The organism is Pseudomonas sp. JL23, assembly GCF_056933585.1.
Map to the genome: position 1 here is coordinate 629,011 of NZ_CM167795.1, position 13,705 is coordinate 642,715.

Sequence of the window (13,705 nt, forward strand, 5' to 3'; positions counted from 1 at the left end):
GTTCTATCTCCTGCTTATCGTTTGGATGGGTCAGGCGGCGCGACGCCCACCGACACGTACTTCGAGTTGGCCGATACCGGCAATGCCTGCGGTGATCACGTCACCGCTTTGCAGCGAATCCACACCCGGCGGCGTGCCGGTCATGATCAGATCGCCGGGCAGTAATTGAATGGAACGAGACAGGCGACTGACAATTTCAGCCACCGTCCAGATCTGGCTTTCCAGATCCGAGCGCTGGCGCTCCACGCCGTTGACGCTCAACCACAGCGCGCCCTGACTGGGGTGGCCTAATTCACTGGCCGGGCGGATCGGCGTGATCGGTGCCGAGCCGTCGAAAGCCTTGGCCGCTTCCCAGGGTTGGCCGACCGCCTTGGCCGCCATTTGCAGATCGCGGCGAGTCATATCCAGGCCAGCAGCGTAGCCAAAGACATGCTCCAGCGCCTGGGCTTCGTCGATCTCGAAACCGCCCTTGCCGATAGCAACCACCAGTTCTATCTCATGGCAGAATTGCTCGGTCTGGCTTGGAAACTCCAGCTCGCCGACGGCATCGATCACCGCTGTGGCGGGCTTCATGAAAAAGGCTGGCATTTCCCGCGGTGCATTCTGCGAATCGCCCCAGTGGTAGTTGCGCCCCAGGCAAAACACCCGGGCAACCGGAAAGCGCGCGGTGCTGTTCTCCACCGGCAGGCTGCGCACGTGCCCAGGTTCAAATACGTAATCAATCATGTTCATTCCTCGGGCGAGTCCAGTCGTCAGTGATCAGCCTACGGGATCAGTGACGCGCAAAGTTGGACAACGCGGTGTTCAAATTGGAGTAAAAACGGCGAAGTGCAGGGAAGAAAAAGGCGTACTCGCGTACGCCGTTGCCCATAGGGGGAGGGCATAAGGTCACACGTACAACGGATCCCCAGGCCGTGTGAAAACTGCTGCGCTCGACAATCCTGCGTTAAAAACAGGCTCGGAATGCTCATTTAGAGGCCTAAACTCCGCTTCCTCGCCTGTTTTTGCCTTGTCTTGCCTTCGCTCGCGACGTTTTCACACGCCCTGGATTACGACTTCAGTTCGATGCGGTAGATCTTGCCCAGCAGCAGCGAGTAGGACAGGGTGCCGATCGCCGCCACGCCGCCGATAAACCAGAAGGCGTAGGCAAAGGTCCCGGTGACATGCAGGATCTGGCCGATAACGATGGGCGTGACGATCCCGCCGATGTTGGCTGCCAGGCTGGTGATGCCCCCGGTCAGGCCGATCAGTTCCTTCGGTGCGATTTCCGATACCGCCGCCCATGAGGACGAAGCGATACCCTGGGCGAAGAAGGCGACGGTCAGCAGGGCAATGCACAACTCGTTGGAGTCAGTGAAGTTGACCAGCATGATCGACATGCCCAGCGCCGAACCCACCACCAATGGCAGCTTGCGCGAGATTGACAGGGAGAAACCGCGACGGATCATCCAGTCGGCAATCACCCCGGCCAGCAGCACGCCGACGGTCGCGCCAATGAACGGCAGGATGGCGAAGATACCGACCTTGACCATGGTCAAGTGGCGCTCTTCGATCAGATAAGTCGGGAACCAGGTCAGGAAGAAATACAGTGCCGAAGTGCTGGCAAACTTGCCCAGGCAGATGGCCCAGACCTGACGATATTTCATCAGCTCGACGATCTGTGCCCACTTGAATTTGTTCTTGTCCTTGCTGGCCTTGACCAGTGCGCCGCCGTCCTCGATGTAGGCCAGCTCTTCCTTGCTGACTTTCTTGCAGAACATCGGGTCGCGATAGACGTACAGCCAGATGATGCCGAACACCACGCCGACGATACCGGTGCTGTAGAACACATGGCGCCAGTCGTAGGTCGTGGCCAGCCACAGCAGTGCGCCGGTGAAGAGCGCCGTACCCAAGTACTGGCCGCACACGTAGATACTGCTGGCGGTGCCGCGTTCCTTGGCCGGGAACCACACCGTTACGGCGCGGCTGTTGGCCGGGAAGGCCGGGGCTTCCATGGCGCCGATGGCCAGGCGCAGACCGAACAGCGACGCGAAGCCGCCGGCAAAGCCTTGGCACACCGTGACCGCCGACCAGGAGATCAGCGAAGCGCCGTACGTGAAGCGCGAACCGAAGCGGTCGGCGATAAAGCCGGCGGGCACCAGGGCGAAGGCGTAGGTCCAGGCGAAGGCGGAGAAGATCAGGCCCATTTCCACTTTGTCCAGGCCAAGGTCCTTGGCCATGAACGGTGCGGCGATGGAGATGTTCACACGGTCTACGTAGTTGATGATGGTGGCGATCAACAACAGCGAGAGCATGAACCAGCGACGACGGGAGGGCAGACGAGCCGGTGCTGCTGCCGCGGAAGCGGCGACACGGGCGTCGATAGCCTGAATGTCAGGATTCGACATGGGTGTTTCCTCACTGTTTTTATTGGTGTCGGAGAAGCCTCTTCAAGTTATCGTACGACCACGCAAATACAACCGAGCGCTTAGAACGTTTTTGGATTTCAAGCCGCAGGCGTTGATATTTGTCCAAGAAATCCGCGACGGGCCGGACCGTGCAGGAATCATGAAAAAACTGACGAGAGCTTCGTCTTAGAGCCTTCGTAATGTGACAGAAAGAATATTTTTTCTTGGACATTGTCAGACCGTGGCGTGAAGAGGTTTTCACGAAAAATGTCGTCTGACATGTGACAAGATTGGCCGCCGCTGAAGACTTCTTGACGCGCTTCCCAGGCAAGCGCATCAGATAGCTCGTCATCGACGCGGCGGCTATTCGAACAAGAGGTCCCGAGATGGATTCAGCGATTCAAGTGCCGACCTATGGCATGCAACAGCGCAGCGAGCGCCCCGATTTCTACATTCGCGACAAACACGCCCGCAGCGCTGAAACGGGGCCGCATCGTCACGAGTATTTCCAGATCCAGGTCAACCTGGGTGGCGATACCGTGCAGCATATCGGCGGCGTGGTCCGGCCGTTTCCGCGCAACGCCCTGGCGTTTATCCTGCCGCACAAGCTGCACCTGATCCCGCACCCGGACGACGGCAATTTCCTGCTGATCAACTTTGCCCAGACCTTCCTCATGCCGCAGCTGCAATGCGACCCGCTGGACCTGGAAGACGTGCCCATTGCCCTGGCGCCGGAGCTGTCGCCGTTTCGTTTTCAGGAGAGCCTGGACTTCATTCTCGATCAGGCCGACTTCGCTGAAATCGAGACCTTGCTGATGCGCATGCGCAGGCTCGATCAACAGCGCCAGTTCGGCACCCGGGAGATTCTCAAGGGTTGCCTGCTGCAACTGATCGGCACCGTTTGCGAGCGCTTTGCCGAGCAGATCAAGGTGCTGGCCGACGACAACGCCGCCGAACGCAGCCGCCGCGATGCGTTGGCGCGGATGTCGGAATACGTGCGCAAGAACCTTAGCGACCCGGACTTGAGTTTGAAAAAAGCCGCGTCTGCCGCCTTCCTCTCGCCCAATTACCTGACCCACTGGTTGCGCAAGGAAGTGGGCAAGACCTTCAGCGAGCTGGTACTGGAACGGCGCATGCACCTGGCCCGCACCCTGCTGCTTAACGACACCAAACCCGTAGGCGAAATCGCCCGGCTGTGCGGCTTTGCCGACGAAGCCTACTTCTCCCGGCGCTTCCGCAACGCCCACGGCATGCCGCCGGGGCAGTTTCGCAAGCAGCGGGATGTGTAAGAGGGAGAGGCATCCGACCCTGTGGGACCGGCTTTAGCCGGGAAGGCAATGGGGCAGGAGATAGAAATGTGTCGATCATGCCTAAGCCTTCCCGGCTAAAGCCGGTCCCACGGATTAGGGGTATGACGCGCTTCGGCCTGGGTCAGTGAACGATCAAGCAAGGCTTTAAGCCCTTGCCCCAGGTGCACAACCGAAAACGCCAGATCGCGTTTCGGGCCGCAGTCCTGGTCAGCGGATTCATAGGCAACGGCCAGCAGACAGCGCAGCATGTCGCAGGCCTGGGTGAGGTTTTGTTCGAGGGTTTCTGGGGGATCGGGGACTAGTGTGGACATCGCTTATTACCTTCATGAGGCCACCCCCTTATCGGTCTCAAGGACAAGGGAGGTGACGGCTGTATGCAGGTTGAGACCCGAGGGAATAAGCAAAGCTCGGCCAGACCGAAGTCTGCCCGCAACAGCCGCCATAAAGCGTGAAGCCAGATGGCATGTGCTGCAAATTCCTGACGCCGGGGTCTCAATCCCGACCACTGGTTTTCAGTGGCGGGGCGCAGACTAGTCGTGGAAATTCACAGGCACAATGCGGTCGGGATTGTTTAGGAAACTTCACTCAAGAGAAAGAGACGCGTCCTGCAAATTCGTCACATTTGGTGTGGCGCCTGAGCGTTTTTAGATGTCTGTAGGACCGGCTTTAGCCGGGAAGACGCTATGACGGGCGACAGAGTTGTATCGACCATGGCTACGCCTTCCCGGCTAAAGCCGGTCCCACATGATCTGTGGGACTGCCGAGCTACACGCTCGGCTCCAGCCGCACTATCTGCGCCACAAAATCAATAAACGCCCGCACCTTCGCCGGCGGCAGATGCCGTGAAGGGTAGAGCGCGTAGAGATAAAAACTTTCCCCGGTCCACTGCGTCAGCAGCTCGACCAACTGCCCGCTGGCGATCAGGTCTTCGACGCCACTGGCCTTGACCCTGGCAATACCGGCACCAGCCAGGCAGGCGCCGATCAGGGTGCCGGATTCGTTGACCAACAGCCGGCTGCTGGTCTTGACCGGGGTCACCTGGCCCGACAGACCGTATTCCCATTCCAGGGGGAGCCCGGTCATGGCGCTGCGCATCTGGATGCAGGCGTGATGGACTAGGTCCGCAGGCGTCTGCGGCGTGCCGTATTTTTTCAGATAGGCAGGGGAGGCCACGGTGGTGGTACGGGTTTCCAGCAGTTTGCGCGCGACCAGGGACGAAGAGGGCGGCTGGCCGAAACGCACGGCGATATCAAAGCCTTCGGCGACCAGATCGCCCAATTGCTCGCGCACGATCAGTTCCAGGGATATTTCCGGGTAGCGGTCGAGAAAGGTCGCCAGATGCGGTGCGATCATACGTCGCGAGAAGTAGGCATCGACATTGACCCGCAAGCGTCCACGCACCGCAGTAGAGGCTCCCGAGGCCATATTCACGGCATCGCCGATGCCGGAGATCAACGGGCTGATCTCACCGTATAGCCGTCTGCCTTCATCCGTCAGCGTTACCGAACGGGTGGTGCGATCGAACAGGCGCACGCCGATGCTGGCTTCCAGCCGCCCCACTGCACGGCTGACCCCGGAAGGCGACATGCTCAGGGCTTCGGCGGCCCGGGCAAAGCTACCGCTATGCACGATGGCGGCCAGGACGCTGATATTGGCCAACAGGCGACCGTCGAAACTCATGATTCACTCGTGCGTAAAAGTCATTAAGCATGTGAGTCGATAGGCATTCTGTCAACGATGCCAGCGCCCTATCCTTGATTCCTGTCTCTTTTCCAGCCAACAGGAATCACAGCATGTATGTCATTACGGGGATTACCGGCAAAGTCGGCGGTGCGGTCGCGCGGGCGTTGCTCAGCAATGGGCAAACTGTGCGTGCCGTGCTGCGCGACCCGGCCAAGGCTGCGGCCTGGCAGGCATTGGGCTGCGAGGTGGCCCTTGCCCATATGGAAGATGCTCAGGCCCTGACCGAGGCGTTCAAGGGCGCGACCGGGGTATTTATCCTGCCGCCATCGGAGTTCGATCCGGCGCCGGGTTTTCCGCAGGCGCGGGTGGTGATCGACGCCGTGGTCCAGGCCATTGCGGCTGCCCGGCCACAGAAAGTGGTGTGTATTTCCACTATCGGCGCGCAGGCCAGGCAAAGCAATCTGCTGACCCAGCGTACCATGATGGAAGACGCCTTGCGCGCACTGCCGGTGCCGGTGACCTTCCTGCGGCCGGGCTGGTTCATGGAAAACGCTGCCTTCGACCTGGCCAGCGTCCTTGAGCAGGGGGTTATCCACAGCTTCCTGCAACCGCTGGACAAGACCGTCCCTATGATCGCCACCGATGACGTCGGCCGCTGCGCTGCCAATTTGTTGCAGCAACAGTGGCAGGGTGAGCGGGTGATTGAACTGGAAGGCCAGCAGGTCTCACCGAATGACATCGCCCGCACCTTCGCCGAAATCCTTGGCAAACCTGTGCGCGTCGAAGCCGTGCCCCGTGACGGCTGGGAAGCCTTGTTCCGCAGCCAGGGCGCACAAAACCCCTTGCCGCGTGCGCGGATGATCGACGGTTTCAATGAGGGCTGGATCTGCTTTGAAGGAGATGAGGCGCAGCGGGCCAGGGGCGAGACTCGGTTGGAGACGGTGTTGCGGAGGGTAGTGGGCGACGCAAAAATTTGAATCGCAATGAGATGTCCATGCAGGAGCCGCCTCTGCTGGCGGTCTTGGGTAGACAACGCCATGGAGCCTGCCGATGAATCTGGATTTCGAATGGCTGTTGCTGCTGGCCGTAGCCGTTCTGGGTATGGCAAAGGTAGCGGCATGGCGTCGAGTGGGCATTCCCGGCGTGAGCTTTCTGGCCGATATGTTCCCGCTGATTCTGGTGGTTTTCCTGATCCGCGCCTTTGTCGTGGAGCCGTTCAGGATTCCCTCGGACTCCATGCTGCCAACCCTGGAGTCCGGCGATTTTATTCTGGTGAACAAGTTTCTCTATGGTCTGCGTCTGCCACTGTCCGGGTTGAAGATGCTCAATGTCGGAAGTCCGGAACGCGGCGATGTATTTGTTTTCCGATATCCACAGGAGCCGAGTATTCACTACATAAAACGTATTGTTGGGCTGCCCGGCGATACGGTTTCCTACGAGGACAATCAGCTGTCTATCAATGGTGTAAAAGTCCCTGAAACAGTGGTTGCCAGCCTTTTCGATGGCGCATTCCGGCATCGATTCCATGAGCAGCTCGGTGCTGGCAGCCATGATATCTACGTCGACCCGGATGGCCGACAAAGCTACCGGCCCATCTGGGCGTTCGAGCATCTGCAGAACTGCAGTTACCGGGTTGGCGCGGTCAGCTGCCGTGTTCCCGAAGGCTATTACTTTGGGATGGGCGACAACCGCGACAACAGCGCTGACAGCCGCTACTGGGGTTTTGTACCGGCGGCCAATATCGAGGGTAAAGCCTTTCTGGTCTGGCTGAATGTGCTGAACCCCGGGCGCATTGGCCTCATTCATTAACGTCAAAGGTAGGTTGAACATGAACACGTTAATCTCAAAAAACCTGACCATCCCCCGCCTGGGTTTCGGCACCTTCCGCATGCCGGGCGATGAGTGCAAGGCGGTGGTCGAGAGCGCTATTGAAGTGGGCTACCGGCATATTGATACCGCCGCCATGTACGACAACGAAGCTGCAGTCGGCCGTGGTATCAAGGCGTCGGGCGTGCCTCGGGACGAGTTGTTTGTCACCACCAAGGTCTGGCATGACCAGCTTGAACCGGCCGCAATCAGCAAGGCGCTGGACGTCAGCCTGGGCAAGTTGGCGATGGAGTACGTCGACCTGTTCATGGTCCATTGGCCGTCGCCTTCGATGAATATCGAAGCAATCATGAACACCCTGGTGTCCCTGCGCGACAGCGGGCGGGTGCGCGGTATTGGCGTGTGCAATTTCAATTTGTCGATGCTGCGCGAAGCCATCGATCAGTTCGGTGCGCCCATTGCGGCGGTACAGGTCGAGTACCACCCGTTTCTCGATCAGAGCCGCCTGCTTGATTACCTGCGCGGCAAGGACATCCCGCTGGTGGCCTATGCACCGCTGGCTCAGGGCCGCGCGGCGAATGATCCGCTGCTGACGCAGATCGGCAACAAGCACGGGGTCACCGCTGCGCAAGTTGCCCTGGCCTGGCTGCTTGATCAACCGGGCGTCATTGCGATTCCCAAGGCCCGGCATGCCGAGCGCCAGCGCTCGAATTTCGCCGCGCAGGACATCGCCCTCGACGACGAAGATCGCCGGGCCATTGCCGCCTTGCCCAAGGACCAGCGCTTTGTGCAACCACCGTTTGCGCCGGACTGGAATGCCTGATTGAGGGCGCGCGTCCTGGTCGGGAGCAAGGTAAAGTCAGGGTTCTTACTTTGTGTCCGGCCAGGAACAACGCCTTGATGACTCCGCGAACCCTGCTCCCCTATGCGCTGCTGGCTGGCGCGCTGGCTTCGGCCCCGGCAATGGCCTACGAAAGCGAAAACGCTATCCCGCTGGATTTCGGCCTGGAAGCGGGCGGGGCGCTGGAGCAGGGTTTGAGCATCAAGCTCGACGGGCGCGACGTCAGCATTGCGACCCGCCTGACCAACAACGCCAATAGCGCGCAGAAGATCAGCTGGTACGCCAACACGCCGCACTTCGGTGTGCTGGGCGAGGGCGAGGAGTACGCGGACAAATCGTTTGCCGATATCAATGCGCGCTTCAATGGACAGCCGAGCAAGGCGGCGGTCTATCAGCGTGGCTATTTCATGGGCCGGGATATCACCTCCGAGCTGGCCCGGGCCGGGCTGGGGCCGTTGCCGGATTTTCAGGTCGACAGTAAACGCTTGACCGTACAGGGCCTGCATCCCGAGCGGTGGCAGGGTTATGTCGCCTATACATGGCACGAGAATTTGCTGCCGGGGGCGTCGGGCAATATCAATGTGAGTTATCACGCCCTGCCTTTCTTTGCCTTGGCCAGCCTCGACTCGGCGCCTTTCAATCAGATCGTGCAGCAACACTGCGGCGACCCCGACGCCGTGCGCCAGCGCCTGCATCAGGCGGCGGGGGCGATCACCGAGGTCATGGTGGAAAGCTACGAGGTGCCGGTGAGTTTCATGCTGATGCGTGATGTGCCGGTGGAAATTGTTCAGCCGCCGCGTAACTGGCAGCAGGCGCAACCGGTGGTGTCGCTGGTGTGCGGATTGAGCAATCCGAGGTTGCAGGCTTCTGTGTCCGGCACCGTCGCCAACGCCAATCTGAGCCTGTCGGTGTTGGTCATTTCCGCCCTGGCCAACGAGCAGGTGCAGCAATGAGGGCCGCCGGTTTTCTGCTTGCCGGCCTGTTGCTGGCACAAACAGCCGCGGCAGACGTCACGGCCTTTGATTATCAGTTGGGCGCAACCAAGGTGACCGAGGACGGCCAGCAGATCCTGATCCATGCCGCGCCGCCGCTTACCATCGCCATTCTGCCGGGCGGGCACAACTGGCCGCTGCTGTCGCTGGGCGAGGACGGGCGGATTTACGCCGGAAGCAAGGTGCTCGATGCCGCGACCGGGCAACTGCTGAAACAGAGCGACGCGACCTTGTTGCTGCCCCATGGCGTCGAGGTCACGGCGTTGTCCGGCGGCTATCGTGTGCGACGTGAGGGGCGCGAGTGTCATCTGACATTGGCGCAGTTGCACCTTGGTCCAGGCAAGACTGCGCTGCAAAACCTGCAGGACAGCAACCTGATGCTGACGGCCAGCGAAAACGGCCTGTTGGCACTGGTCACGCAGTTTGGTGCGCAGGGTCGGGCCGATAATTACCGGATCGAAAGCATCGATGCGCGGACGTGCAAGGTGACGCTTGGCAAGAATCTGGGCAATCCGGATCTGTTGGTTGAGCTTGGGCATTCTGCCAAGGGCGGCTGGTGGCTGACTGGCTCCATCGAACAGACGCTGTTGCGCTCCGCGGATGGCCGACAATGGCAGCCGCTGAAGTTGCCTGCAGGGTTGTCTTCGCTGATCAGCAGCTATGTGGTCGACCAGGACGAAATCTGGCTGGCGGCGATTCTGCCGGACGATACGCCCAGCCCTTATCTGTTGGCGTATTCGGGGGATGGCGGGCGGCACTGGCGCAATCTGGTTGAGAATGACCCGCGGCTGGCCAAGGTTCCGGCGGCCTGGCTGGAAGGGCAGAAGCGCCGGATTGCGCAGCCTTGAGGCAATTAAAAGAAGTGGAATGATATTTGTGGGACCGGCTTTAGCCGGGAAAGGGCCGGTACCGCCGCTGCATTTTCTTGATCATCAAGAACGCCTTCCCGGCTAAAGCCGGTCCCACAATAGGACTGTGTTTTCCCGTTCGACAGGTGCGTTACAGACCCAACTCCGAAAGCCCCGGATGATCATCCGGCCGACGGCCCAGGGGCCAGTGGTATTTGCGTTCGGATTCCTTGATCGGCATATCGTTGATGCAGGCAAAACGGTTGGCCATCAGGCCGTTTTCGTCGAACTCCCAGTTCTCGTTGCCGTAGGAACGGAACCAGTTACCCGAATCGTCGTGCCATTCGTAGGCGTAACGCACGGCGATGCGGTTGTCGGTGAAAGCCCACAATTCCTTGATCAGGCGGTAATCCAGTTCCTTGGCCCACTTGCGCGTCAGGAAACCCTTGGCTTCTTCACGGTTATTGGCGAACTCGGCGCGGTTGCGCCATTTGGTGTCCAGCGTATAGGCCAGTGAGACTTTCTCCGGGTCGCGGCCGTTCCAGCCGTCTTCGGCCAGGCGCACCTTGAGGATGGCCGATTCGCGGGTAAAGGGTGGCAGCGGTGGACGGGTTGCAGGAGCGGACGTCATGGCAGCGATACCTCGGGCAGGAAAGGTCATGGGTGTTTGGCAATAGCGTTTTGCAACAGCATCCGGGCAACCTCGCGTGCACTGTCGGCGGCGCTGTAGTCGCCCATCACGCGGGCCAGGGTGATGGCACCGTCGATCAGGATCAGCAGATGTTTGGCCAGAGCCTCGGGGTCCGTCGCGGGCAGTTGTCGGCACAGTTGCAGGCAGTAATCGAGCAGCTTCTGCTTATGTTCCTTGGCCACCAGGCGCACCGGGTCGGCCGGGTCGCCGATCTCACCGGCGGTGTTGATAAAGGCACAGCCGTGGAAGCCTTCGGACTCGAACCAGCCCTTGAGCACGCTGAACATATTGAGGATGCGACCCTCGACTGTTTCAGCCTTGTCGGACTCGCTGCGAAACCAGTTCATCCAGCGAATATCCCGCGCGCTCAGGGCCTGGGCGGCGATGTCTTCCTTGGTGGCGAAGTAGCGGTAGATGCTCTTGCGCGCCACCCCTGACGTGCGCACCAGCAGGTCCATGCCCATGGCGTGGATGCCGTTGCGGTAGATCAGTTGCTCGGCGGTGGCGAGCACCTTGGCTTGTACGGGAGAGGTCGATGTCTTGTTCATGGTGTGAAAGGTAGAACGATCGTTCTACCTCGTCAAGCAAATCTTGCATTGATTTGTGGGCGCGAGGCTTGCCCGCGAAAGGGCGGTGTGCCTGATACCTCTCTGCAGGGCACCACTGTCAACTGAATGAATATGGTTTTTGTGGGACCGGCTTTAGCCGGGAAGGCGGTATATCAGGCGAGAGAAATATATGGACCCTTCCGGTGCCTTCCCGGCTAAAGCCGGTCCCACATTGATTTCGTGTTTGCGGCGACAGCGAACTTGGCACGCAAATAAAGATCAGTTCCTGTGGACCGTTTTTTTGATGGCCCCTGATGAAGGAGGACCCGCGTGTTTTCGAACTTCAAGTCTTTTGTGCTGCTTTGCGTCCTGTTCGCCGCAGGCAGTTGCAATCTTCAGGCGGCCGATGCGCCTGCTGCTGCGGCACCGCCTGCATCCGCCCCTGCTGCCGCTGCGCCAGCTGCTGCTCCAGCCCCGGCACCGGCCCCCGCTGCGGAGCCGGCCAAGCCGGAAATCCTCGTTCAGGGCGGCCTGCTCGGGGCGATCAGTTCCGGCATCGATACGGTGCAGGACAATCTCGACCTCAATGGCAATGTCATCGATACCTGGCGTCTGCGTGCCGATCTCGCTGCCGATGAGTTGGGCGATCTGGTCAACAAGCCGAGCAAGCGCTCGCCCTGGGGAGTCATTGGGGACTTTATTGCGCTGTCGGTGGTGTGGATCGGCGCCTTTGCCGTGCTGACGACCCTGGGCCACTTGCTGGTGCGCCGGGTAAGCCGTCGGCCCTGGATAGTCAGGCATCCGCGTGTGCAGGCCCTGCTGAGCTACCTGCTGCCCTATACGCTGCCAGCGCTGATCAGCCTGCCGTTGACGCTGTATGTCAGCCATTTCCTGCCGACTTCAATCGGTCGCGCTCTGGCCCTGTGCTTTGCCTACGCCACCAGCAGCGGCATCGTTTCCACTTCGGTGCTGCTGTGCGTGATCGTGATGTTCAACTACGGTCACAAGCGCGCCGCCGTCGGCATGATCCGCCGCTATGCGCCAAGGCCTTTGTTCATGGTGGGCTTTCTTGCGGCCTTGAGCGATGCCCTGACCAGCCCGCAGATCTCCCGCCAGTTGGGCGATAACGTCACCACCAGTGCCGGGGTTTTCGCCGGGTTGTTTGCTTCGGTGCTGTTCTGCCTGCTGATCATCAAGGTGCGCCGACCCATTGCCCATCTGATCCGCAACCGCTCCCTGAGTACCCGCCTGCGCCGCCCGGCCTTGCAGGAGTCGCTGAAAGTCTTTTCCAACCTCTGGCATTTGCCGATCCTGTTGATGATTCTGGTATCGGCGGTGCACCTGATCGGCGCCGGGGAGGACAGCCAGAAGGCCCTGCGTTGCGCCTTGCTGACCACGGTGTTGCTGATCAGTACGGTATTTCTCAGCACGGTGTTTCAGCATTTATTCAAGCCTGTGGATCAGGCCGAGCGCCATGGCAGTGTCTACAAGACCCGCCTGCTGGACCTGCTCTATGCGCTTTTGCGTATCGTCCTGGCCCTGTCCTTTATCGAAATTCTCGGGCGTATCTGGGGATTTTCCCTGTTCGAATTTGCCCGGCGCAACACCGTGGGCCGGGTCATCAGCGATTCGCTCAGCAGTATCGGCCTGATCCTGCTGGTCACCTGGCTGTTGTGGGTGGTGCTCGACACGGCGATTCAGCAGGCGCTTAAACCTCCCGCCAGCAGTCGCTCGACGCGTCAGCCGAGCACACGGACCAAGACCATCCTGCCGCTGCTGCGCAATGCGATCAAAATCGTCCTGGTGGTGATTTGTGCCATTACCACCATGGCCAACCTGGGGATCAACGTCGCGCCGCTGCTGGCCGGTGCCGGAGTGGTCGGCCTGGCCATCGGTTTCGGCTCGCAACAACTGGTGCAGGACGTGATCACTGGTCTGTTCATCATCATTGAGGACACCTTTTCGGTGGGCGACTGGGTGGTGCTCAGTACCGGCCACTCCGGCACGGTGGAAAGCCTGACCATCCGCACCGTGCGCCTGCGTGACGGCAAGGGTTTCGTGCATTCGGTGCCTTTCGGCCAGATCAAGGCGGTGACCAATCAGTCCCGGCAGTTCGCCTATGCGTTCTTCTCGGTGCAGTTCACCTATGACTCGGATATCGACTCGGCCCTGTCGCTGATCCGTGAAACCGGCAACTCCATCACCGAGGACCTGCTGCTCAAGGGCAACCTGCAAGGGCCGCTTGAAGTGTTTGGCGTGGATCGCATGGATCTCAACGGCGTGGTACTGACCGCGCAGTTCCGAACGTCCTCAGGTGGACAGTACAGTGTAGGAAGGGCCTTCAATGAACGTCTGAAAAAGCTGGTTGATAAGTCAGATGATGTACGGTTCGCCCAGACTTATCCACAGACCGTGCTCAGCCCCTACGGCGGGCCGGGCACCCAGCCACTACCGGCCGTCGAAGGCCCGCCAGCACCGCCCGCGAACAGTGGGGCGGCAACGGTTGGGGGATAAGCCTTGACGTGTTATGTTTGCAGGCGTTTTTCACCCTGAATTCCGGACCGAGCCTGCTGACTCT

The 13,705-nt window shown here is 60.2% G+C and carries 13 protein-coding genes; 7 read left to right on the forward strand and 6 right to left on the reverse strand.

The annotated features are described in order from the left end of the window. Window positions 1–30: 30 nt before the first annotated feature. Together AC1Z24_RS03040 and AC1Z24_RS03045 are read right to left on the reverse strand one after the other, a co-directional pair. Window positions 31–732, reverse strand: a complete 702-nt coding sequence (locus AC1Z24_RS03040) for a fumarylacetoacetate hydrolase family protein (RefSeq protein WP_483744477.1) — start codon at window positions 730–732, stop codon at window positions 31–33. A 317-nt stretch (window positions 733–1,049) separates the two neighbouring features. Next, window positions 1,050–2,387 (reverse strand): MFS transporter, encoded by a 1,338-nt coding sequence (locus AC1Z24_RS03045; protein WP_483744478.1) that lies wholly within the window; start codon window positions 2,385–2,387, stop codon window positions 1,050–1,052. 386 nt (window positions 2,388–2,773) lie between these two features. On the opposite strand from AC1Z24_RS03045, the gene AC1Z24_RS03050 reads away from it, so the two are divergent. Beyond that, window positions 2,774–3,676, forward strand: coding sequence for a helix-turn-helix transcriptional regulator (locus tag AC1Z24_RS03050; protein ID WP_259104579.1), 903 nt, complete (start codon window positions 2,774–2,776; stop codon window positions 3,674–3,676). 95 nt (window positions 3,677–3,771) lie between these two features. Here the strand turns inward: AC1Z24_RS03050 and AC1Z24_RS03055 are convergent, their stop codons facing one another. Together AC1Z24_RS03055 and AC1Z24_RS03060 are read right to left on the reverse strand one after the other, a co-directional pair. Then, window positions 3,772–4,008 (reverse strand): DUF6124 family protein, encoded by a 237-nt coding sequence (locus AC1Z24_RS03055; RefSeq protein ID WP_483744479.1) that lies wholly within the window; start codon window positions 4,006–4,008, stop codon window positions 3,772–3,774. Between the two features lie 454 nt (window positions 4,009–4,462). Next, entirely contained in the window at window positions 4,463–5,377 is a 915-nt protein-coding gene (locus AC1Z24_RS03060; RefSeq protein WP_483744480.1) for a LysR family transcriptional regulator, read from the reverse strand. Window positions 5,378–5,490: 113 nt separating this feature from the next. On the opposite strand from AC1Z24_RS03060, the gene AC1Z24_RS03065 reads away from it, so the two are divergent. The 5 genes from AC1Z24_RS03065 (at window position 5,491) to AC1Z24_RS03085 (ending at window position 9,888) form a co-directional block, all read left to right on the forward strand. Then, a complete protein-coding gene (locus tag AC1Z24_RS03065; RefSeq protein ID WP_483744481.1) occupies window positions 5,491–6,357 on the forward strand; it encodes an NmrA family NAD(P)-binding protein in 867 nt (288 codons plus the stop codon). Between the two features lie 73 nt (window positions 6,358–6,430). Then, a complete protein-coding gene (gene lepB / locus AC1Z24_RS03070; protein ID WP_483744482.1) occupies window positions 6,431–7,189 on the forward strand; it encodes a signal peptidase I in 759 nt (252 codons plus the stop codon). A gap of 19 nt (window positions 7,190–7,208) precedes the next feature. Then, on the forward strand, window positions 7,209–8,030 hold the full coding sequence (locus AC1Z24_RS03075) for an aldo/keto reductase (protein WP_483744483.1): 822 nt from the start codon (window positions 7,209–7,211) through the stop codon (window positions 8,028–8,030). Window positions 8,031–8,107: 77 nt separating this feature from the next. After that, window positions 8,108–9,001, forward strand: coding sequence for a hypothetical protein (locus tag AC1Z24_RS03080; RefSeq protein ID WP_483744484.1), 894 nt, complete (start codon window positions 8,108–8,110; stop codon window positions 8,999–9,001). After that, window positions 8,998–9,888 carry a beta propeller repeat protein gene (locus tag AC1Z24_RS03085; RefSeq protein WP_483744485.1) on the forward strand — a complete coding sequence of 297 codons (891 nt, stop codon included), beginning with the start codon at window positions 8,998–9,000 and terminating at the stop codon, window positions 9,886–9,888. The genes AC1Z24_RS03080 and AC1Z24_RS03085 overlap by 4 nt, the downstream gene beginning before the upstream one ends. Before the next feature lie 151 nt (window positions 9,889–10,039). Here the strand turns inward: AC1Z24_RS03085 and AC1Z24_RS03090 are convergent, their stop codons facing one another. Then, on the reverse strand, window positions 10,040–10,519 hold the full coding sequence (locus AC1Z24_RS03090; protein WP_259104583.1) for a nuclear transport factor 2 family protein: 480 nt from the start codon (window positions 10,517–10,519) through the stop codon (window positions 10,040–10,042). A 26-nt stretch (window positions 10,520–10,545) separates the two neighbouring features. Beyond that, window positions 10,546–11,127, reverse strand: a complete 582-nt coding sequence (locus AC1Z24_RS03095) for a TetR/AcrR family transcriptional regulator (protein WP_483744486.1) — start codon at window positions 11,125–11,127, stop codon at window positions 10,546–10,548. A gap of 330 nt (window positions 11,128–11,457) precedes the next feature. On the opposite strand from AC1Z24_RS03095, the gene AC1Z24_RS03100 reads away from it, so the two are divergent. After that, window positions 11,458–13,641 carry a mechanosensitive ion channel family protein gene (locus tag AC1Z24_RS03100; protein WP_483744487.1) on the forward strand — a complete coding sequence of 728 codons (2,184 nt, stop codon included), beginning with the start codon at window positions 11,458–11,460 and terminating at the stop codon, window positions 13,639–13,641. Window positions 13,642–13,705 lie beyond the last annotated feature (64 nt).